At 71.0% G+C, this 20311-nt stretch carries 13 protein-coding genes and 2 pseudogenes; 11 read left to right on the top strand and 4 right to left on the bottom strand.

The annotated features are described in order from the left end of the window. Nucleotides 1-43: 43 nt before the first annotated feature. From AB0D53_RS26170 to AB0D53_RS26160, 3 genes are read left to right on the top strand one after another with little or no spacing between them, the layout of a single operon-like run. Nucleotides 44-1186, top strand: a complete 1143-nt coding sequence (locus AB0D53_RS26170; RefSeq protein ID WP_362450719.1) for an acyl-CoA dehydrogenase family protein — start codon at nucleotides 44-46, stop codon at nucleotides 1184-1186. A gap of 35 nt (nucleotides 1187-1221) precedes the next feature. Beyond that, nucleotides 1222-2436: an acetyl-CoA C-acetyltransferase gene (locus AB0D53_RS26165; protein WP_362450717.1), complete on the top strand. Its 1215-nt coding sequence runs from the start codon at nucleotides 1222-1224 to the stop codon at nucleotides 2434-2436. A 39-nt stretch (nucleotides 2437-2475) separates the two neighbouring features. After that, complete coding sequence (locus tag AB0D53_RS26160) at nucleotides 2476-4647, top strand: 3-hydroxyacyl-CoA dehydrogenase NAD-binding domain-containing protein (RefSeq protein WP_362450715.1); 2172 nt, start codon at nucleotides 2476-2478, stop codon at nucleotides 4645-4647. 33 nt (nucleotides 4648-4680) lie between these two features. Here the strand turns inward: AB0D53_RS26160 and AB0D53_RS26155 are convergent, their stop codons facing one another. Next, nucleotides 4681-5412, bottom strand: a complete 732-nt coding sequence (locus tag AB0D53_RS26155; RefSeq protein ID WP_362450713.1) for a MerR family transcriptional regulator — start codon at nucleotides 5410-5412, stop codon at nucleotides 4681-4683. Between the two features lie 127 nt (nucleotides 5413-5539). On the opposite strand from AB0D53_RS26155, the gene AB0D53_RS26150 reads away from it, so the two are divergent. The 4 genes from AB0D53_RS26150 to AB0D53_RS26135 all read left to right on the top strand — a co-directional run bounded on the left by AB0D53_RS26150 (nucleotide 5540) and on the right by AB0D53_RS26135 (nucleotide 10805). Beyond that, nucleotides 5540-6016: a macro domain-containing protein gene (locus tag AB0D53_RS26150; protein WP_362450710.1), complete on the top strand. Its 477-nt coding sequence runs from the start codon at nucleotides 5540-5542 to the stop codon at nucleotides 6014-6016. Between the two features lie 81 nt (nucleotides 6017-6097). Beyond that, on the top strand, nucleotides 6098-7204 hold the full coding sequence (locus AB0D53_RS26145) for a helix-turn-helix transcriptional regulator (RefSeq protein ID WP_362450708.1): 1107 nt from the start codon (nucleotides 6098-6100) through the stop codon (nucleotides 7202-7204). A 131-nt stretch (nucleotides 7205-7335) separates the two neighbouring features. Next, entirely contained in the window at nucleotides 7336-10026 is a 2691-nt protein-coding gene (locus tag AB0D53_RS26140) for a M4 family metallopeptidase (RefSeq protein WP_362450706.1), read from the top strand. 146 nt (nucleotides 10027-10172) lie between these two features. Further along, the gene (locus AB0D53_RS26135) at nucleotides 10173-10805 is read left to right on the top strand and encodes a TetR/AcrR family transcriptional regulator (RefSeq protein ID WP_362450704.1); all 633 of its coding nucleotides are present in this window, start codon (nucleotides 10173-10175) and stop codon (nucleotides 10803-10805) included. Here AB0D53_RS26135 and AB0D53_RS26130 read toward each other — a convergent pair. Then, nucleotides 10723-11697 carry an oxygenase MpaB family protein gene (locus AB0D53_RS26130; RefSeq protein WP_362450701.1) on the bottom strand — a complete coding sequence of 325 codons (975 nt, stop codon included), beginning with the start codon at nucleotides 11695-11697 and terminating at the stop codon, nucleotides 10723-10725. The genes AB0D53_RS26135 and AB0D53_RS26130 overlap by 83 nt on opposite strands. A gap of 295 nt (nucleotides 11698-11992) precedes the next feature. Here AB0D53_RS26130 and AB0D53_RS26125 point away from each other — a divergent pair, with 295 nt between their 5' ends. Beyond that, nucleotides 11993-12910 carry an oxygenase MpaB family protein gene (locus tag AB0D53_RS26125; protein ID WP_362450699.1) on the top strand — a complete coding sequence of 306 codons (918 nt, stop codon included), beginning with the start codon at nucleotides 11993-11995 and terminating at the stop codon, nucleotides 12908-12910. Here AB0D53_RS26125 and AB0D53_RS26120 read toward each other — a convergent pair. Both AB0D53_RS26120 and AB0D53_RS26115 read right to left on the bottom strand, forming a co-directional pair. Then, complete coding sequence (locus AB0D53_RS26120; RefSeq protein WP_362450697.1) at nucleotides 12873-13922, bottom strand: LacI family DNA-binding transcriptional regulator; 1050 nt, start codon at nucleotides 13920-13922, stop codon at nucleotides 12873-12875. The genes AB0D53_RS26125 and AB0D53_RS26120 overlap by 38 nt on opposite strands. Before the next feature lie 148 nt (nucleotides 13923-14070). Continuing rightward, nucleotides 14071-15561, bottom strand: a pseudogene (locus AB0D53_RS26115) (M1 family metallopeptidase). Nucleotides 15562-15773: 212 nt separating this feature from the next. Here AB0D53_RS26115 and AB0D53_RS26110 point away from each other — a divergent pair. The 3 genes and pseudogenes from AB0D53_RS26110 to AB0D53_RS26100 all read left to right on the top strand — a co-directional run bounded on the left by AB0D53_RS26110 (nucleotide 15774) and on the right by AB0D53_RS26100 (nucleotide 20159). Further along, complete coding sequence (locus AB0D53_RS26110; protein ID WP_362450694.1) at nucleotides 15774-17768, top strand: Xaa-Pro dipeptidyl-peptidase; 1995 nt, start codon at nucleotides 15774-15776, stop codon at nucleotides 17766-17768. Nucleotides 17769-18033: 265 nt separating this feature from the next. Continuing rightward, nucleotides 18034-18522, top strand: a pseudogene (locus tag AB0D53_RS26105) (BCCT family transporter); the annotation flags it as partial. Continuing rightward, a complete protein-coding gene (locus tag AB0D53_RS26100; RefSeq protein WP_362450692.1) occupies nucleotides 18522-20159 on the top strand; it encodes an ABC-F family ATP-binding cassette domain-containing protein in 1638 nt (545 codons plus the stop codon). The pseudogene AB0D53_RS26105 and the gene AB0D53_RS26100, both read left to right, overlap by 1 nt. Nucleotides 20160-20311: the final 152 nt, after the last annotated feature.

Raw genomic sequence — 20311 nt, 5'->3', positions numbered from 1 at the left:
GCCCCTTCCCGCCCCGTCAAGAACCGGCCCCAGGAGGACTCCAGTGCAGCGGCAGATCTTCACCGAAGAGCACGACGCGTTCCGCGAGACCGTGCGCACCTTCCTCACCAAGGAGGTCCTCCCGCACTACGAGCAGTGGGAGAAGGACGGCATCGTCTCGCGCGAGGCCTGGCTCGCGGCCGGCCGGCAGGGGCTGCTGGGCCTCGCCGTACCCGAGGAGTACGGAGGCGGCGGCAACACCGACTTCCGGTACAGCGCCGTGCTCGCCGAGGAGTTCACCCGGGCCGGTGCGCCCGGCCTCGCGCTCGGGCTGCACAACGACATCATCGGCCCCTACCTCACCGGCCTCGGCACCGACGAGCAGAAGCTGCGCTGGCTGCCCGGCTTCTGCAGCGGCGAGACCATCACCGCCATCGCCATGACCGAACCCGGCGCCGGCTCCGACCTCCAGGCCATCCGCACCACCGCCGAGGACAAGGGCGACCACTGGCTGCTCAACGGGTCCAAGACCTTCATCTCCAACGGCATCCTCGCCGACCTGGTGGTCGTCGTGGCGAGGACCACCCCCGAGGGCGGCGCCAAGGGGCTCTCGCTGATCGTCGTCGAGCGCGGCGCGGAGGGCTTCGAACGGGGCCGCAACCTCGACAAGATCGGCCAGAAGTCCCAGGACACCGCCGAACTGTTCTTCAACGACGTCCGCGTCCCCAAGGAGAACCTGCTCGGCGAGCGGGACGGCGCCTTCATCCACCTGATGACCAACCTCGCACAGGAACGGATGGGCATAGCGGTCGCCGGGATCGCCGCTGCCGAACACCTGCTGGAGATCACCACGCGGTACGTCAAGGAGCGCGAGGCCTTCGGACGCCCGCTCTCCAAGCTCCAGCACATCAGGTTCGAGATCGCCGAGATGGCCACCGAGTGCGCCGTCACCCGCACCTTCCTGGACCGCTGCATCGTCGACCACTCCGACGGGACCCTCGACGCCGTGCACGCCTCGATGGCCAAGTGGTGGGCCACCGAACTGCAGAAGCGCGTCGCCGACCGCTGCCTCCAACTCCACGGCGGATACGGCTACATGGCGGAGTATCCGGTTGCCAAGGCGTTCACCGACGGCCGCATCCAGACCATCTACGGCGGCACGACCGAGATCATGAAGGAGATCATCGGCCGCTCGCTGCTCGCCTGACCCCGTCGCACAACCACCCCCGAAAGGCTGCTGTCTTGAGTACCGAAGCGTTTGTCTACGACGCGATCCGCACCCCGCGCGGCCGCGGCAAGGCCAATGGCGCCCTGCACGGCACCAAGCCGATCGACCTCGTCGTCGGCCTCATCCACGAGCTCCGCAGCCGCTTCCCCGGCCTCGACCCGGCGGCCGTCGACGACATCGTCCTCGGCGTGGTCAGCCCGCTCGGTGACCAGGGCTCCGACATCGCCCGGATCGCCGCCATCGCGGCAGGCCTCCCGGACACCGTCGCCGGAGTCCAGGAGAACCGCTTCTGTGCCTCGGGCCTGGAGGCCGTCAACCTGGCCGCCGCCAAGGTCCGTTCGGGCTGGGAGGACCTGGTGCTCGCGGGCGGCGTCGAGTCGATGTCCCGGGTCCCGATGGGCTCCGACGGCGGCGCCTGGGCGATGGACCCGATGACCAACTTCGAGACCGGCTTCGCCCCGCAGGGCGTCGGCGCCGACCTCATCGCCACCATCGAGGGCTTCTCCCGCCGCGACGTCGACAAGTTCGCCGCCCTCTCCCAGGAACGTGCCGCCGAAGCATGGAAGGAAGGCCGCTTCGCGCGTTCCGTCGTCCCCGTCAAGGACCGCAACGGCCTCGTCGTGCTCGACCACGACGAGCACATGCGGCCCGGCACCACCGCCGACTCGCTCGCGGCGCTCAAGCCCTCCTTCGCCGCGATCGGCGAGATGGGCGGCTTCGACGCGGTGGCGCTGCAGAAGTACCACTGGGTGGAGAAGATCGACCACGTCCACCACGCGGGCAACTCCTCCGGCATCGTCGACGGCGCCGCGCTCGTCGCGATCGGCAACAAGGAGGTCGGCGAGCGCTACGGACTCACGCCGCGCGCCCGGATCGTCTCCGCCGCCGTCTCCGGCTCCGAGCCGACCATCATGCTGACCGGCCCCGCACCCGCCACCCGCAAGGCCCTCGCCAAGGCCGGGCTGACCATCGACGACATCGACCTCGTCGAGATCAACGAGGCGTTCGCCGGAGTCGTGCTCCGCTTCGCCCGGGACATGGACCTCCCGCTCGACAGGATCAACGTCAACGGCGGCGCCATCGCCCTGGGCCACCCGCTCGGCGCCACCGGCGCGATGATCCTCGGCACCCTCATCGACGAACTGGAGCGCCGCGACCGGCGGTACGGCCTCGCCACCCTCTGCGTCGGCGGCGGCATGGGCGTCGCCACCGTCATCGAGCGTCTCTGACCGTCCCCCGGCCACCCCTGCTTACGGAGAAGAACCGCAATGACCGAGAGCACGACCATCCGCTGGGAACAGGACGAGACCGGCGTCGTCACCCTCGTACTCGACGATCCCGACCAGTCCGCCAACACGATGAACCAGGCCTTCAAGGACTCCATCGCGGCCGTCGCCGACCGCGCCGAGGCCGAGAAGGACTCCATCCGCGGCATCATCTACACCTCCGCCAAGAAGACCTTCTTCGCGGGCGGCGACCTCAAGGACATGATCAGGATCGGTCCGGAGAACGCCCAGCTGGCCTTCGACACCGGCACCGCCATCAAGAACTCGCTGCGCCGCATCGAGACCCTCGGCAAGCCTGTCGTCGCCGCCATCAACGGTGCCGCGCTCGGCGGCGGCTACGAGATCGCGCTCGCCTCGCACCACCGCGTCGCCCTCGACGCACCCGGCTCCCGGATCGGCCTGCCCGAGGTCACCCTCGGCCTGCTGCCCGCCGGCGGCGGCGTCACCCGCACCGTACGCCTCATGGGCATCGCCGACGCGCTGCTGAAGGTCCTCCTCCAGGGCACCCAGTACACCCCGCGGCGCGCCCTGGAGAACGGCCTGGTCCACGAGGTCGCCGCCACCCGCGAGGAGATGCTCGAAAAGGCCCGCGCCTTCATCGACGCCAACCCGGAATCCCAGCAGCCCTGGGACGTCAAGGGGTACCGGATCCCCGGCGGCACCCCGTCCAACCCGAAGTTCGCCGCCAACCTGCCGGCGTTCCCGTCCAACCTGAAGAAGCAGCTCGCGGGCGCCCCGATGCCCGCGCCCCGCAACATCCTCGCCGCCGCCGTCGAGGGCTCCCAGGTCGACTTCGAGACCGCGCTGACCATCGAGGCCCGGTACTTCACCGAGCTGGTCACCGGCCAGGTCGCGAAGAACATGATCCAGGCGTTCTTCTTCGACCTCCAGGCCGTCAACTCCGGTGCCAGCCGCCCCAAGGGCATCGAGGAGCGGCAGGTCAGCAAGGTCGCCGTGCTCGGCGCCGGGATGATGGGCGCCGGTATCGCGTACTCCTGCGCGCGCGCCGGGATCGAGGTCGTCCTCAAGGATGTTTCCGTCGAGGCCGCCGCCAAGGGCAAGGCGTACAGCGAGAAGCTGCTCGACAAGGCGCTCTCCCGGGGCCGCACCACCGAGGTCGAGCGCGACGCACTGCTGGCCCGGATCACCCCGACCGGCGACCCGGCCGACCTGGCGGGCTGCGACGCCGTCATCGAGGCCGTCTTCGAGGACACCGCGCTCAAGCACAAGGTGTTCCAGGAGATCCAGGGCATCATCGAGCCGGACGCGCTGCTCTGCTCCAACACCTCGACCCTTCCGATCACCGTCCTCGCCGAGGGCGTGGAGCGCCCGGCCGACTTCATCGGGCTGCACTTCTTCTCGCCCGTGGACAAGATGCCGCTGGTCGAGATCATCAAGGGCGAGCGGACCGGCGACGAGGCCCTGGCCCGCGCCTTCGACCTGGTCCGCCGGATCAGGAAGACCCCGATCGTCGTCAACGACTCGCGCGGCTTCTTCACCTCGCGCGTCATCGGCCAGTTCATCAACGAGGGCGTCGCCATGGTCGGCGAGGGCGTCGAGCCCGCGTCCGTCGAGCAGGCCGCGGCACAGTCGGGGTACCCGGCCAAGGTGCTCTCCCTGATGGACGAGCTGACGCTCACCCTGCCCCGCAAGATCCGCAACGAGACCCGGCGGGCCGTCGAGGAGGCCGGCGGCACCTGGGCCGGACACCCCGCGGACGCGGTCATCGACCGGATGGTCGACGAGTTCGGCCGGCCGGGCCGCAGCGGAGGCGCGGGCTTCTACGAGTACGACGAGAGCGGCAGGCGCACCCGCCTCTGGCCCGGACTGAGGGAGCACTTCACGCAGTCCGACCCGGGCATCCCCTTCACCGACATGCAGGAGCGGATGCTGTTCTCCGAGGCTCTGGACAGCGTCCGCTGCCTGGAGGAGAACGTCCTGATCACCGTGGCCGACGCCAACATCGGCTCCATCATGGGCATCGGCTTCCCGCCGTGGACCGGCGGTGTGCTCCAGTACATCAACGGGTACGAGGGCGGCCTGCCCGGCTTCGTCGCCCGCGCCCGGGAGCTCGCGCAGCGGTACGGCGACCGCTTCCTGCCGCCCGCCCTGCTCGTGGAGAAGGCCGAGAAGGGCGAGACCTTCCACGACTGAGCCCCACGGCCGACGCCCGCCCGCGGGCCGCGTTCACTCCGTCGTGAACGCGGCCCGCAGCTCTTCCTTCAGCGACCGCTGGAACGCGGTCACCAGCGCCTGGATCACCATCGGCTGCATATGGGCCGACAGCGACTTCATCGCCGCCACGTGCTCGGGGTCCGACTCCCGCTCCCGGTAGGGACCCCACACCTCGTCCCGGAACAGCCGGGTCAGCTCCTGCGCGGCGGACCGGGAGTGCTCCAGCAGGACCGTGCGGGCGGCCAGGATCGTCTCGTGCGCGATCGGCACGCCGAGCAGCTCGACCCCGAGCCGCAGCAGCCCCGGGTCCACCCGGTAGCAGCCGTCGACCGGCTCCGCGCGCTCCAGCACCCCCATCGCGGCCAGCCGCGCGATGTCCTGCCCGGTCAGCGCCCGGCCGGCCCGCCGCTCCAGCTCCGCCCGCGTCGCGTCCTCCGCCGAGTCCGGTGCCCAGGACGCCACCAGGGCCCGGTGGATCGCCAGGTCGTGCGCGCTCAGGTCCGGCGGCAGCTGCTCCAGATAGCGTTCGATCGCGGCCAGCGTCATGCCCTGGTGCTGGAGCTCCTCGATGAGCGCCAGCCGGGACAGGTGCTCGTGGCCGTAGTGCCCCACCCGGCGCGGTCCGATGACCGGGGGCGGCAGCAGCCCGCGGGTGCTGTAGAAACGCACCGTACGCACGGTCACTCCCGCGCGTGCCGCCAGCTCGTCGACGGTGAGCGTAGGTTCCTCGGCCCCGGTCGCCATGTCTGCTCCTCGTGTCCGGCCCTGAGGGCGATCCGCCGCGCGTGATCCACCCCGGTGCAACAGTATTGCTGTCTCACCATTGATGTGAAAGTGCCTGGTTGTCAGAGGCGCCGCCTAGCCTGATGCCATGTCCGGGATCATGTATGTACAGGGGGACGCGACGACGCCCCACGGCAAGGGTGTCAAGCTGATCGTCCACGTCTGCAACGACCTGGGCGGCTGGGGCAAGGGCTTCGTCCTGGCGCTCTCGCGCCGCTGGCCCGAGCCCGAAGCGGCCTACCGCCGTTGGCACCGGGAGCGCGCGGACAACGGCTTCGCCCTCGGCGCGGTGCAGTTCGTGCAGGTGAGCCCGTACATCTGGGTGGCGAACATGGTGGGCCAGCGGGGCATGCGCACCGGCAGCAACGGGGTCCCGGTGCGTTACGAGGCGATCGACGCGGGGCTGGACGCGGTGGCCGGACGCGCCCGCGAACTGGGGGCCTCGGTCCACATGCCGCGGATCGGCTGCGGGCTCGCGGGCGGGAAGTGGTCCCGGATCGAGCCCCTGATCGAGAAGCGGCTGACCGACCGGGACATACCGGTGACGGTGTACGACTTCGCCTAGCGGTCCGTCCGGCGCCGGGGCCTCGGCCTGCGGAAATCCGCCGGATAACCTGGCCCCGGCCGAAGGGCGGCAGGAAGAGGGGTGGGTCCGGTGGAGGGTGCCGAGGCGGGGCGCGAAGAGCCCGGACGTCCCGATGCCGGCGCGCCGGGCGACCCGGTGGACGGGTCCCTGCTGACCCTGCTCGGCCTCGGGGCGGACGAGGACGCGGTCTACCGCCTGCTGGTGGACCGTCCCGACAGCGAACCGGACGCGTTCATGGGCCCGTTGGACGGCTCGGCGGTGACACGTGTCCTCGGCTCGCTCGTCGATCGCGGGCTCGCCAGTGCCGCGAGGCCGGAGGCCGACGGCACCGTCCGGTACCGGGCCGCCTCGCCCGTTCTCGCGCTGGGGCCGCTCCTGGAAGCCCGCCGGTCCGCGCTGCACCGGGTCGAGTCGCTGGTGGGGGACCTCACCGAGCGCCACCGCGCCGCGCAGTCGCACGCCTCGGGCCCGCCGGTGGAGGTGCTGTCCGGTCCGGCGGCGATCCGGCGGCGCCTGCTGACCATGCAGCGCCAGGCCAGGAGCGAGGTGTGCACCCTGGTGCCGGCCAGGCATGTGCCCGCGGTGCTCAGCTTCGAGGACAACCACGAAGAGGTCGACTCCGAGATGATGCGGCGCGGGGTGACCGTGCGCAGTGTCGTCGAACGCGAATGGCTGGAGCATCCGGCGACCGCGGCGGTGCTGGCCTCCTGTGTCGCCCAGGGCCAGCACATATCCGTCACGGACCGGCTGCCGATCAAGCTCGCCATCGTGGACCGCCGCGTCGCCCTGCTGCCCCTGCACCCCGAGCGCGAGGCGGAGCCGGTGGCGCTCGTCGTGCACCGGACGGGGCTGCTCACCGCTCTGGTCTCGCTCTTCGAGGAGCACTTCGACAAGGGCTGGCGGCTGAGTGTCTCCGGCACCGAGGAGGAGCACGAGGCCCCGGTCGCGGCGATCGACCGGCAGATCGTCGCCCTCCTCCATGTCGGCCTGACCGATGCGGCCATAGCCCGCCAGCTGGGCATGGGCCACCGCACCGTCCAGCGGCGGCTGCACGCGCTGATGGACGAAGTGGGCGCGGCGACCCGCTTCCAGCTCGGCTGGTACGCCGCACGTGCCGGATGGCTGCCCGATATTTCGGACAACTCGCCTGCTGCCGAGCCCTCCTGAGGCGCAATTACGCCACGGCACTTTCGCGCCAGCTCCATCCCTTGTTCACGCAACCCCCCATGGCGAACGATCAGCACGTCAACGCCCGGGGCCCCGAAGGCCCGGGCGCAGGTGTGCGATGGGGAGGTCCCGTGAGACGAACGAGTGTGCTGCGGATGCTGGCGACCGGCGTGGTCGCCGCCGCGACCGGCGCGACGCTGCTGGCCGCACCGGCCTGGGCGGACGGCACCGCCGCGGCGCAGACGACGGACCCGGTGGGTGTCGCCCCGGCGATGACGCAGGGCCTGGACAAGACCGCCCGCGAGGGCACCCCGGCCGAGGCCGCCCGGGCCCACATCGAGGCCCATGAGGACACGTACAAGGTTCCGGTCTCCGACCTGAAGACGGTGAGGACCACCAAGGACGGCAAGCAGTCCTCGGTGCGCTTCCAGCAGAAGCACGACGGCGTCCCGGTCTTCGGCGCCGAGTACGCGGTGCAGACCCGGGCCGCGGACGGCGGCCAGCAGGTCACCTCCGCGACCGGCACGCTCTACACGGACCTCACGGTCTCCACCACGCCGAAGCTGAGCGAAGCCACCGCGAAGCAGCGGATGTTCACGCTCGACCGCGGCCTGTCCGGCGTGCTGGGAGCGAAGACCGAGGCGCACGGCCTGTCCGTGCTGCCCGACGCCCAGGGCGGCAGGCTGGCCTGGCACTTCACGGTCACCGGCGGCAGGGCGAACGGCAGCCCGGTGCGCCAGGAGGTGTACGTCGACGCGCGGGTGGGCGGCATCGCGCTCTCGTACAACAACATCGACGCGGCCGACGCGTCGCCCGCGCAGGGGACGGGCGTACGCGTCGACGGCACCGAGGCGAAGCTGGACGTCAACAAGGAGCCGGACGGCTCGTACACGCTCGTCGACTCCACGCGCGCCATGTACCCGCAGACCGGCGGCCAGATCCGTACCTACGACGCGAACCGCAAGGAGTACACGGCCGTCGCGGGCGGCCCGGTCACCGACGACATCCGGCTGGGCACATCGGCGAGCGACCGCTTCGACGGCGCCAACACCTCGTCGGGCGCGGTCGACGCGCACCTGAACGCGGCGAAGGTGTACGAGTACTACAAGAACCAGATCGGCCGCGACGGTGTCGACGGCAAGGGCGGCACGATCTACTCCGTCGTCAACGTCGCCGCGAACGGCAAGGACTACGCCAACGCCTTCTGGGACGGCTCCAAGATGGTCTACGGCCACATGGACGGCGTACCGCTGTCCGTCGGCCTGGACGTCGTCGGCCACGAGATGACGCACGGCGTCACCGAGCACTCCGCCGGGCTCGTCTACCTCAACCAGTCGGGCGCTCTCAACGAGGCGATATCCGACTACTTCGGCAACGCCATGGAGACCGCCGACAAGGGCATCGCGATGAGCGACCCGACGTCCGGCCTCGTCGGGGAGTACCTCTGCAACGGCACCAAGCCGCTGGAGGAGTGCGCCCTGCGCGACCTGAACGACGGGCGCAACGCACAGAAGGACTACGAGCCCATCACGCTCGACATCGACAACGGCGGAGTGCACTACAACTCCACCATCGTCGGCGGCGCGCTGTGGGACATGCGCAAGAACATCGACAGCAAGCTCGCCGACAGGATCGTCTACCGGTCCGCGCAGAACTACCTCACCCCCCTGTCCGGCTTCACCGACATGCGCAACGCGGTCGTCCTCGCGGCCAGGTCCCTGAACGTCTCGAAGGCCGATCTGGCCGTCATCACCAAGGCCTTCGACGACCACGGCATCGAGACCGGCTGGGAGAAGAAGGGCGGTACGCACGACGGCACGACCATCGGCGCCGACGTCCTGCCCGCCTACGAGGTCTACAGCGGGGTGGACGAGCAGGCCGCCCAGATCAACGGCGACGTCTATGCCATCAGCCACGGCGACGCCATCGCCTGGGACCAGGGCAGCGCCGCCTTCGGTATCACCGTCGGCCGCTTCAGCAAGAAGCCGAAGCACGAACTGGCCCAGAAGGACGCCTATCTGCTCGATCCCTCCGTGGACGACGACCGCATCGTCTTCACCCGGATCACCGCCGACGGCATCGGCATCTACCGGGCCGGTGACAAGGGCCAGGGTGCGATCAAGAAGCTGGTCGACCGCCCGGACGCGGACGAGACCGAGCCGGTGACCGAGAACGGGGCGCTCGCCTACATCAGCACCACCGCCGACGGCGAGCAGGACGTCATGCTCCGCAAGGCCGACGGCACCACGGTCAACGTCACCCCCGAGGCAGGCACCAAGGCCGGCCACCTCGCCATGAAGAACGGCCGGATCGCCTGGGCCGGCGGCGACGGCACGTATGTCTACGTCCACGACATCGCGACGGGCACCACGCAGACCAAGCGGATCGCCGGTTTCCTCTTCGACTACGTCTCGGACATCCAGCTGACCTCGGACCGTGTCTTCTGGCGGGAGACGAGCGGCTTCCTGATTCCGGGCTCGAAGTTCATGTCGGCTCCGCTCGACGATCTGTCCAAGGCGGCGAAGCTGCGGTACCCGTCGAGCGTCTACGCCGCTCAGTTCTCGGTCAACGACGAGTACTTCGCCTACTCCACGTACGACCTCTGGGGCGCGCTCGGCGCCTGGAACGGACCGACCAAGGTGAAGGTCGCCAGGACCGCCGATGTGCTCGCGGGCCTCGACAACTACTCCCGTGTCTCCTGCTCCTCCGGCTCCCAGCTGGCCCCGTCGCTAGGTGACGGTCAGCGCGTCGCCTGGCTGGACACGACCGCGGCGGCCACCGATGTGGTGACCCGCGGGACGTTCGCCGGGACCTGCGAGTAGTACCCACCGCACCGAAGGCAGGGGCGCCCACCGGAGTCGGGTGGGCGCCCCTGCCCGCGTCGGCACAGGGATACAGGGATACGGGGTGAGTCACTCCGTACCGACTCCTATGGTGGGGGTGGAAGCGGCGGAACGGGAGAGGGCCCATGACGGCACGGAGCACCGACGAGACACGGCTGGCCCTGGCGCTCCGCGCGACGCCGCCCTCCGACGCGCTGAGCGAGCAGATCCTGGACGCCGCGCGCGAGCAGTTCATGACCTTCGGGCTGCGCCGCTCCACCGTGGACGACGTCGCCAAACGCGCCAGGGTCTCGCGGGTGACCGTGTACCGCCGGATCGGCAACAAGGACAGCCTCGTCTCCGCCTGTCTGCTGCGCGAGTACCGCCGCTTCGTCGTGGAGGTCGACGAGGCCGTGGCCGCGCTGCCCACGACGGAGGACCGGCTCGTCGAGGGCTTCGCCGCGGTGCTCCGGCACATCCGCGAGCATCCGCTCATCGGCGGTCTGCTGAGGCTGGAGCCCGAGACGATGCTGCCGTTCCTGACCCTGGAGAGCGGACCGGCCTTCCTCGCCATCCGCGAGTACCTGGCGGACCGGCTGCGTGACGCCCGGCGCGCGGAGGGCCGGCCGGCCAGCGACCCGACTCCGGTCGCCGAACTGATGGTGCGGATCACCGTCTCCTTCCTCCTCAACCCCGTCAGCTGTTTCGAGCTGGACGACGACACCCAGGTGCGGGAGTTCGCCCGCCGCTATCTGGTGCCGCTGCTCGCCGCCGGGTAGATCCACCGGCGTGGCCGTCCCTCTCGTCGGGCAGGGGTTCCACGGGGCGGCTGCGCGCCCAGTTCGGCCCGAGGTCGTCGAGCCGCCAGCCGAAGGGGTACGAACGGGGGCGCGGACGCGCGGGAAGCCTGCGTGGCCGGGCCGGCAGCCTGCGGACACACCGGGCACGCAGGCGCAGGGCCGCCGACGCCGAGGCCCGCACCCACCGAGGCTGCGGCCGGAAGCCCAGCGCCGCCAGCAGCGGCTCGTCCAGCAGACCGAGGGCGAATCTCGCCACCAGGGGCCGTAACGGGCGCGGATACCAGCTCGCGATCACGCGGAACGTGGCGTTCGCGACCCGCCGGTTCGCCGGGTCGTAGGCGAACATCCGCTCCTCGTAGGAGTCGAGGAACCGCTCGAACCCCTCGTACGTGTCGGGCGCACCCTCGATGCCCATCATCGCCGCCGTCTTCCGGCCGGCCTCCACCAGTGCCTGCACCTCCTGGGCGCACAGGGGACGCCAGCCGAACCGGTCGATCCAGCGCTTCGGTCCCACGACCGTGGTGGCGAGGACATAGCGGAAGTCGTCGTCGGGGATCCTGTACTTGCCGTGGATCCGGTTGAGGTGACGCGCGGCCGCCCGCCCGCGCTCCGAGTCGAAGCCCTCCGCGGCCATCTCGTACCCGATCAGCACCGTGTCGTCGTACCGCTTCTGCCCGGCCCGTTCGAACTCCTGGGTCCGGTCCAGGAGCACGGAGATCCGGGGCACGCCGTAGTCCCTGAGGAAGGCGACGCTCACCCCCTGCCGGTAGTCCCAGGGGAACTCGTACTGAGAGATCAGCCGAAGGATCTCGGCGTAGTCGCGCGCCGGATCCATCCGGCGTATCTGGTGCAGGCGGCTGTATCGGCCCATGGTGCGCCCTCCTGTCCGGGTACCGACTCCCTGCGGGGCCGCTCCTGAGGGTTGTCGCTGTGCGGCCGGCCAACTCGCCTTCCGTGCAAGGAATGTGAGGGACCGTCTGGCAGGAGAGTCAAAGTTACAAATACTATCGACTTGTTTCACAAGTCCCGTCAACACCGCCGACGGCCGGGCATACGACGGGGTGCGGCAGGGGGCCGGTGCGCATGACTTCCCGAGCGCTCGCATACTGGATCACACAGGGGGCCGGGCGCCGGGCCGTGCGCCCGCCGACCGTCGGGAGCACCGTATGAGCAGCGAACCGGCCAGGGGCACCGACCCCGTACCGCCGCCGCCCGGCGGTGTGCTCTGGAGCCTCTCGGGCGACATCCGGGCCCTGCTGATGCTGCCCGCCGCGCTCACCCTCCAGGTCGCCCACCCGGCGGTCGGTGCCGGCGTCGACGAGCACTCCGTCTTCCGCACGGATCCCTGGGGGCGTGGCGAGCGGTCCCTGCGCTCGCTCCAGCTCTGGGTGTACGGGGGCGAGGAGGCGGCCGAGGAGGGGCGCCGCCTGCGCCGCCTGCACCGCACCATCCAGGGCACCGACACCAGGGGGCGCCGCTACCACGCGCTGTCGCCCGCTAACTACGCGTGGGTGCACGCCACCGGCTTCCCGGTCTACCAGCACGCCGCGCGCTATCTCGTCCGGCCGCTCACCGCGGCGCAGGAGCGGGCGCTGTACCGGGAGTGGCTCCAGGTCGGCCGGATCCTCGGCATCCACGACCGGGACATGCCGCAGACGATCGAGGAGTTCTGGCCGTATTTCCGCAAGGTGCTCGCCGAGGAGATCGAGGCGACCGCGGTCGTCGAGGACCTGATCGCCACCGATCGCCCCGTGCCGCCGCCGGACCGCGGGCCGCTGCCGCTCAGGCTGCTGCTGAAGGTGTTGTGGCCGGTGCTCTTCCCGCCGCTGGCTCGGTTCCGGCGGTTCGTCACCATCGGGCTGATGCCGCCGGAGGCACGTGAGGCGATCGGGCTGGAGTGGACGGACGAGCAGGAGCGCGCACTGCGGCGGTTCTGCTCAGTGGTGCGGTGCGTGGTGCCGGTGCTCCCCGAGCGGCTGCGCTATCTGCCGTACGCGCGCAGGGCACGGGCGGCCCACCGGCAGGGCCTCGGGAGCGGGGGAGGGCTCAGGCGGAAGCCCGGCGGACCAGCTCGGTCGGCGTGATCACCGATGCCTGCTCGTCGCCCCCGGCCTCGCCGTTGAGGCGGTTCATCAGCATCCGCACCATCAACCGGCCCATTCCCTCCACATCCTGACGGACCGTCGTCAGGGGAGGCTCGGTGGCCTCCGCAATCGACATCATGTCGTCGAAGCCGACCAGGGCCACCTCGTCCGGCACTCCGCGCCCGCGCTCGCGCAGCACCCGCAGTGCGCCCGATGCCATGAGATCGTTGGCGGCGAAGACCGCGTCCAGACCGGGGTGGCGGTCGAGCAGTTCCGCCATCGCCCGTGCGCCGCCCTCGACGGTGAAGTCGCCGTCCGCCAGGAGGGTCGGATCGGCGTCGGGCAGCACATCGCGGTAGCCGTCGATGCGGTCGAGGGCCGAGGTCTGGTCGCGCGGCCCGGCGATGTGCGCGATCCGCCGCCGGCCCAGGGCGACGAGATGGCGTACGGCCTCGGCCGCGCCGCCGCGGTTGTCGCAGTCGACGTACGGGACGGCCAGTTCGGACGCGGCGCCGGGCAGGCCCGGACGGCCGCCGTAGACCGTGGGTACGTGGAACCTGCGGATGATCGCGGGGAGTTCGTCGTCGGTGTGCAGCGAGAAGGCCAGCACCCCGTCCACATGGCCGCCGGCCAGATAGCGGGCGACCTGGTCGAAGTCCCCGCTGCCCTCCACCAGGAGCAGGACCAACTGGGAGTCGTGGAGGGTCAGTTCGCGGCTGATGCCACGGATCTGCTGGGAGAAGAACGGGTCGGAGAAGATCCGGAACTCCGGCTCGTCGATGATCACGGCGACCGCGCCGTTGCGCCGGGTGACCAGGGTCCGGGCGGCATGGTTCGGCACGTATCCGAGCTCCTCGACCGCCTTGCGCACCTGGTCCACGAGCGGCTTGCGCACCCCCGCCCCGCCGTTCACCACCCGCGAGACGGTCGCCCGGGAGACCCCGGCGCGGGCCGCCACGGCCTCCAGTGTGGGGCGGTCGTCGCGAACGGAATCGTGGGACGGACCGGGCAAGGGAGGCTCCTCGTACACGCGGGATCGGGCCGGAAACGGCCGGGCCGGCCGGACGGCACCGACGCCATCAGCCTAACCGGCGCCGCCGGCCCGCCGCCGGGCACCACCGCCCCCACCAGGGGGAAAGGGGCAGCGGTGCCCGGACCCGTCAGCGGTGGTCGTGCACGGAGTCCGTCGCGGCGATCTTCTTCCAGGACGCGGGCCGCGCGGGCTGCCCGGTGGCGTGCAGGGCGTGTGCCCCGGCCGCCGGGGCCTCGGGCCGTGTCGGCCGGAACAGCCAGGTGTCGAAGAAGGCGGCGAGCGGCTTGCCCGAGACCCGCTCCGCATAGGCGACGAAGTCGCTCACGCTCGCGTTCCCGTACGCGTGCTCCGCGGGCCAGCCCTTCAGCAGCGCGAAGAACGTCTCGTCGCCCAGCTCGTCACGCAGTGCCTGGAGCGCCAGCGCGCCCCGGTCGTAGACGGCCGCGTCGAACTGGTTGTCGGGGCCCGGGTCCCCGGGCTTCACCGTCCAGAAGGCGTCGTCCGCGGGGTGCAGGGCGTAGGTGTAGTCCGCCAGCTCCTGCGCCGTTCCCTCGCCCTCCTTCTCCGACCACAGCCACTGGCTGTAGCGGGCGAAGCCCTCGTTGATCCAGATGTCCTTCCAGCCCTTGAGGGACACACTGTCGCCGTACCACTGATGGGCCAGCTCATGGACGACGACCGAGACGTTCGCACCGTTGGCGAACTGCTTCGGGCTGTAGAACGGCCTGGTCTGGGTCTCCAGCGCGAAGCCGCTCGTCACATTGGGGGAGTACCCGCCCAGCGCGTCGAAGGGGTACGGCCCGAACACCTCCGTCAGCCACTCGGCGACCTCGGCGCTCCGCTCGATGCTGGCACGCGCCGCCCCGGCGTTGGCGCCGAGGTCCTTGCTGTACGCGTTGACGACCGGCAGCCCGTCCGACGTGGTGTCCGTGGTGATGTCGAACTTCCCGACCGCCAGCGTCGTCAGATACGTCGCCTGCGGCTTGCTGGAACGCCAGTTGAAGCGGGTCCAGCCCAGCTTCGAACTCTGCGACTGCAGCGTGCCGTTGCTGATCGCCTGGGTGCCGTCCGGGACGGACACGGAGATGTCGTACGTCGCCTTGTCCAGCGGGTGGTCGTTGCTGGGGAACCACCACGCGGCCGACTCGGGCTCCTAGGCGGCCACGGCGCCGTCGGGAGTGCGGACCCAGGAGGTCCAGTCGTTGATCTTCACCTCGGAGGGCTTCCCGGCGTATCGCACGACCACCGAGACGGCCCTGCCCTTCGCCAGCGGGGCCGCCGGGGTGATCTCCAGCTCCTGCTCGCCGTTCTTCACATGGCCGGCCTTCTTGCCGTTCACCCGCACCTCGGAGACGTCCAGCCCGAAGTCCAGGTCGAAGCGGGAGAGTTCCTGGGTGGTCGTGGCGAGGATCGTCGCCGTGCCCTCCAGCAGATCGGTCGAGGGCTGGTACTTCAGCCGCAGGTCGTAGTGGGACACGTCGTAGCCGCCGTTGCCGCTGGCCGGGTAGTAGGGGTCGCCGATGCCCGGGGCGCCCACGGTGCCTCCGGCGGCCGAGGCCGGGACCGCCAGCAGCAGGGAAGCCGCGAGTGCGCTCGGGACGATGAGTCTGCGGTGCACGGAATGCTCCAAGTGGTCGGGGCGAATGATCTTTCGAACCGTCACGTCGACACTATTCAGCGACCACGGCATCAGTGGTGTCCATGGCCGCAGCTGTCACACGATCGCCATTCGGCCGCCACCGCTGCTGTACGCATGTGCGCCGTGATCATGCCGTATGCACCACTGATCGCCCTCTGTCGCCGGGGAGTTGACCGGGGTACCTTCCGCCCATGCCGAATCGCGCGCGAGGCCCCCGTCCGAGGTACAGATCGCTGGTGGTGGCGGCCGTCGCCGCCCTGACGGCCGTCCTGCTGTCACCGGCAGGTGCACAGGGCGCGAGCCCGGGGAAGGAGCGGCCGGCGGAGAGCAGACCCGTCTACTCGTACGAGAACGCCGTCCGCGAATCGGTCTGGGTCGACACCGGACTGGACGGCGACGAGGACGGTCGGAGCGACCGCGTCGCCGTCGACGTCGTCAGGCCGCGCGAACCCGCCGGGCAGGGCCGGAAGATCCCCGTGATCATGGACGCCAGCCCGTACTACTCCTGCTGCGGACGCGGCAACGAGAGCCAGCTCAAGACGTATGACGCCGACGGCCGGCCCGTCCAGTTCCCGCTCCACTACGACAACTACTTCGTGCCGCGCGGCTATGCCTTCGTCGCCGTCGATCTGGCCGGTACCAATCGCTCCGACGGCTGCGTCGATGTCGGAGGCCGCTCGGACGTGCAGTCCGCCAAGGCCGTGATCGACTGGCTGAACGGACGCGCCCGCGGCTACACCACCCGCACCGGCAACGCCCGCGCCACGGCCGGCTGGTCCAACGGCCGCACCGGAATGATCGGCAAGAGCTACGACGGCACCGTCGCCAACGGTGTCGCCGCGACCGGCGTGGACGGGCTGCGGACCATCGTGCCGATCGGCGCCATCTCCTCCTGGTACGACTACTACTTCGCCCAGGGCGCGCCGCTCTACGACAGCGGCCCCGAATGGCTCTCCGACTATGTGGAGAGCCCGGAGGCGCGCGGACGCTGCGCCGCCGTCCAGCAGCGGCTCGTCGACGGGGCGCCGCGCACCGGCGACTGGTCGAGGCTGTGGAGCGGGCGCGACTACGTGAAGGACGCCCGCAAGGTGCGCGCCAGCGTCTTCGCCGTCCACGGCATGCAGGACCTCAACGTCCGTACCAAGCACCTCGGCCAGTGGTGGGACGCGCTCGCCGACCGGGGTGTGGAGCGCAAGATCTGGCTCTCCCAGACCGGCCACGTCGACCCGTTCGACTACCGGCGCGCCGAGTGGGTCGACACGCTGCACCGCTGGTTCGACCACTACCTCCTCGGCTACGACAACGGCATCGACCGCGAACCGATGGCCGACATCGAACGCCACCCCGACCAGTGGTCCACCGACCGTGTCTGGCCGCCCCGCACCACCCACGCCACCACCGTGCGCCCCGGCGCCGGGAGCGCGCCGGGCGTCGGCACCCTGTCCCTGCGGACGGCCCGCCCCGGCGCCACCGAGACGTTCACCGACGATCCGGCACAGAGCGAGACGGAGTGGGCCGCCGACCTGGACCGGACCACCAGAGCCAAGGCCGGATTCCGTACCGCGCCGCTCACCGCCGACCTCAGGCTCTCCGGATCCTCCGCGGTGACCGTCACCGCCACCCCGACCACCTCGACCGCCCACCTCTCCGCGGTCCTCGTGGACATCGGCCCCGACACCATCCGCGACTACGGCTCCTCCGGCGAGGGCATCACCACCCTCACCACCCGCAGCTGCTGGGGCGCGAGCACCACCGGGGACAGCTCCTGCTTCAAGGAGACCAGGGCCAGGACCACCACCGTCGACCGGACCGTGGTCAGCCGCGGCTGGGCCGACCTCGGCACGTACGCCTCCCCGGGGAAGGGCCGTCCGCTCACCCCGGGCCGGGCCGGCACCCTCACCATCGACCTGGCGGCCACCGACCATGTCGTCCCGGCCGGACACCGCCTGGCCCTGATCGTCGCCGGCACCGACCGTGACCTCATCGACCCGCCGGACTCCACCCCCACGCTCACCCTCGACCTGGCCCGAACCTCCGCGAAACTGCCGTTCGTCGGCGGCACCGGCGCCTTCGTCCGCGCCACCACGGGTTCCGCGTCCGCGACGGACACGCCCGGGGCGGCCGAGGTCCGGGGCGTGACACCGCCGCGCGCCGCCCGTCGCGTTCCGGGAGCCGGCCAGTCGTGACGGTGCCCATGCCCGTGCCGGGCACCTCCCGCGAGGGGCCCGGCACGGGCCGCGGGCGACCGGTTCCGGGGCGTCCCGCGATGCCGGTTCCGCGGGCGTCCGAACGCCCACCGCATCCAGGTCACCGAATCCGCGCGGATGCTCCTGGCGTGGGCCCGCATCGCCGTCGACCGCCGCGAGGCCGAACCGGCGGCCGCACGCCGGAGAGGCGCGATGCGGCCCGCGCCCGACCCGAAGGCATCTGCCGAGCCCGTCGCCGAACCGCACGCTCTCCCAGAAGGGCGTCCTCGAACCGGCCGGACGGGTCGTCGTCCTCCGGGGTGTGGTCACCGGCGCCGTGGCCGCGATCATGCTGCTCATCGGTAACGGCAAGGGCGACGCGCTCGCCGGACTCCAGGACCTGACGATCCTGGTCGCCGCGCCCTTCACCCTGGTCGTGATCGGCATGTGCGTGGCGCCGATGCGGGACCTGCGCCAGGACCCGCTGATCGTTCGGCGTGGGTTCGGTGTCGAAGCGGTCGAGTCCGCGGTCATCGAGGGGCACGCGAAGTACTCCGGCGACTTCGGGATCCGGATCGGTCCGGGCGGCTGCCAGGTCACCACCGGACTCCCCGGGGCCCCGACCCGCGACCGGGCAGCTCCGCGCCTACGGGCCTCCGGGCGACGGCTGAGGACGCTTCTGTCCGGCCCCGGTGCCGGTGCGGGGGCTGTCCGGTGGACCGAGGTCGGACAGGCCCTAGGATCGACACCCTGATGACTGCCACTCTCGTCGCCAAGGACCTCGCCGCCGGACACGGCGACCGCACACTCTTCGCCGGACTCGACCTCGTCGTCGCGCCCGGTGACGTGATCGGTCTCGTCGGAGTCAACGGGGCCGGAAAATCGTCCCTGCTCCGGCTCCTCGCCGGACTCGACCGGCCGGAGGAGGGCGAGCTGCGGCTCTCCCCGCCCACCGCCACCGTCGGACACCTCCCGCAGGAGCCGGAACGGCGCGCGGGGGAGACCGTGCGGGAGTTCCTGGCCCGCCGCACCGGCGTCGCCGACGCCCAGGCCGCGATGGACGCGGCGACGCAGGGCCTCGTCGACGGGACACCGGGCGCCGACGACGCGTACTCCGAGACACTGGAACGCTGGCTGGCCCTCGGCGGCGCGGACCTGGACGAGCGCGCCGAGGAGGTCGCGGCCGAGCTCGGACTGACCGTCGGCCTCGACCTGCCGATGACCGCGCTCTCCGGTGGTCAGGCCGCCCGCGCCGGTCTGGCCTCCCTCCTCCTGTCCCGCTACGACGTCTTCCTGCTGGACGAGCCCACCAACGACCTCGACCTGGACGGCCTGGAGCGGCTGGAGCGCTATGTCTCGGGGCTCCGCGCGGGCACGGTGGTCATCAGCCACGACCGCGAATTCCTGATGCGCACGGTCACCAAGGTCCTCGAACTGGACCTGGCCCAGCAGCAGATCAACCTGTACGGCGGCGGGTACGCGGCCTACCTGGAGGAGCGCGAGCGCGACCGTAGGCACGCCCGCGAGGAGTACGAGGAGTACGCCGACAAGCGCGCCGCCCTCGAAGGGCGCGCCCAGATGCAGCGCTCCTGGATGGACAAGGGCGTCAAGAACGCCCGCCGCAAGGCCACGGACTCCGACAAGCTCGGCCGGAAGTTCCGCAGCGAGTCGAGCGAGAAGCAGGCCGCCAAGGCCCGGCAGACCCAGCGCATGATCGAACGGCTCGATGTCGTCGACGAACCGCGCAAGGAATGGGAACTGCGGATGGAGATCGCCGCGGCACCCCGCTCCGGATCGGTCGTGGCCACCCTGCGCGAAGCGCGCGCCGTACGCGGCGACTTCGCCTTCGGCCCGGCGTCGCTGCAGATCGACTGGGCGGACCGGGTCGCCATCACCGGCGCCAACGGGGCGGGCAAGTCCACCCTTCTCGCCGCACTCCTCGGCCGCCTCCCGCTCGACTCCGGCCATGCGGTGCTCGGCTCGGGGGTGGTGGTCGGCGAGGTCGACCAGGCCCGCAAGCTCTTCCACGGCTCGGAGTCGCTCCTGGAAGCGTTCTGCGCGGCCGTGCCCGACACCGAACCGGCCGAAGTGCGCACGCTGCTCGCCAAGTTCGGCCTGCGCGCCGACCATGTGATGCGGCCCGCCACGACGCTCTCCCCGGGCGAGCGCACCCGGGCGGCGCTCGCCCTGCTCCAGGGCCGGGGCGTCAACCTCCTGGTGCTCGACGAGCCCACGAACCACCTCGACCTGCCCGCGATCGAGCAGCTGGAATCCGCCCTGGAGTCGTACCCGGGCACGCTGCTGCTGGTCACGCACGACCGGCGCATGCTGGAAGCCGTACGGACGACGCGGCGCATCGAGGTGTCGGAGGGAAGGGTGACCGAGGTCTGAGCCCGGGCCGCTCCGGTCTGGTATGCCAAAAGACTCCGACCTTGCGCCCTTGCGTCTTGCGACGAAGGGTCATTTGCGACCAATCGCTCATACTCCCTGGTGGCATCGGATTTTGGTATGCCAAGTGTTAGTGTCGGTTCGGCCAAGGACCG

It is taken from the genome of Streptomyces sp. NPDC048295, from assembly GCF_040652135.1.
Classification (GTDB): Bacteria; Actinomycetota; Actinomycetes; order Streptomycetales; family Streptomycetaceae; genus Streptomyces.
The sequence above is the reverse complement of the archived record's forward strand: the minus strand, read 5'-3'. Positions and strand labels throughout refer to the sequence as shown.

What these genes read in the sequence shown, in the direction of transcription:
- AB0D53_RS26160 (WP_362450715.1), top strand. Translation starts at nt 2,476, where the DNA reads ATGACCGAGAGCACGACCATCCGCTGGGAACAGGACGAGACCGGCGTC.
- AB0D53_RS26155 (WP_362450713.1), bottom strand. Translation starts at nt 5,412, where the DNA reads ATGGCGACCGGGGCCGAGGAACCTACGCTCACCGTCGACGAGCTGGCG.
- AB0D53_RS26150 (WP_362450710.1), top strand. Translation starts at nt 5,540, where the DNA reads ATGTCCGGGATCATGTATGTACAGGGGGACGCGACGACGCCCCACGGC.
- AB0D53_RS26135 (WP_362450704.1), top strand. Translation starts at nt 10,173, where the DNA reads ATGACGGCACGGAGCACCGACGAGACACGGCTGGCCCTGGCGCTCCGC.
- AB0D53_RS26130 (WP_362450701.1), bottom strand. Translation starts at nt 11,697, where the DNA reads ATGGGCCGATACAGCCGCCTGCACCAGATACGCCGGATGGATCCGGCG.
- AB0D53_RS26125 (WP_362450699.1), top strand. Translation starts at nt 11,993, where the DNA reads ATGAGCAGCGAACCGGCCAGGGGCACCGACCCCGTACCGCCGCCGCCC.
- AB0D53_RS26110 (WP_362450694.1), top strand. Translation starts at nt 15,774, where the DNA reads ATGCCGAATCGCGCGCGAGGCCCCCGTCCGAGGTACAGATCGCTGGTG.
- AB0D53_RS26100 (WP_362450692.1), top strand. Translation starts at nt 18,522, where the DNA reads ATGACTGCCACTCTCGTCGCCAAGGACCTCGCCGCCGGACACGGCGAC.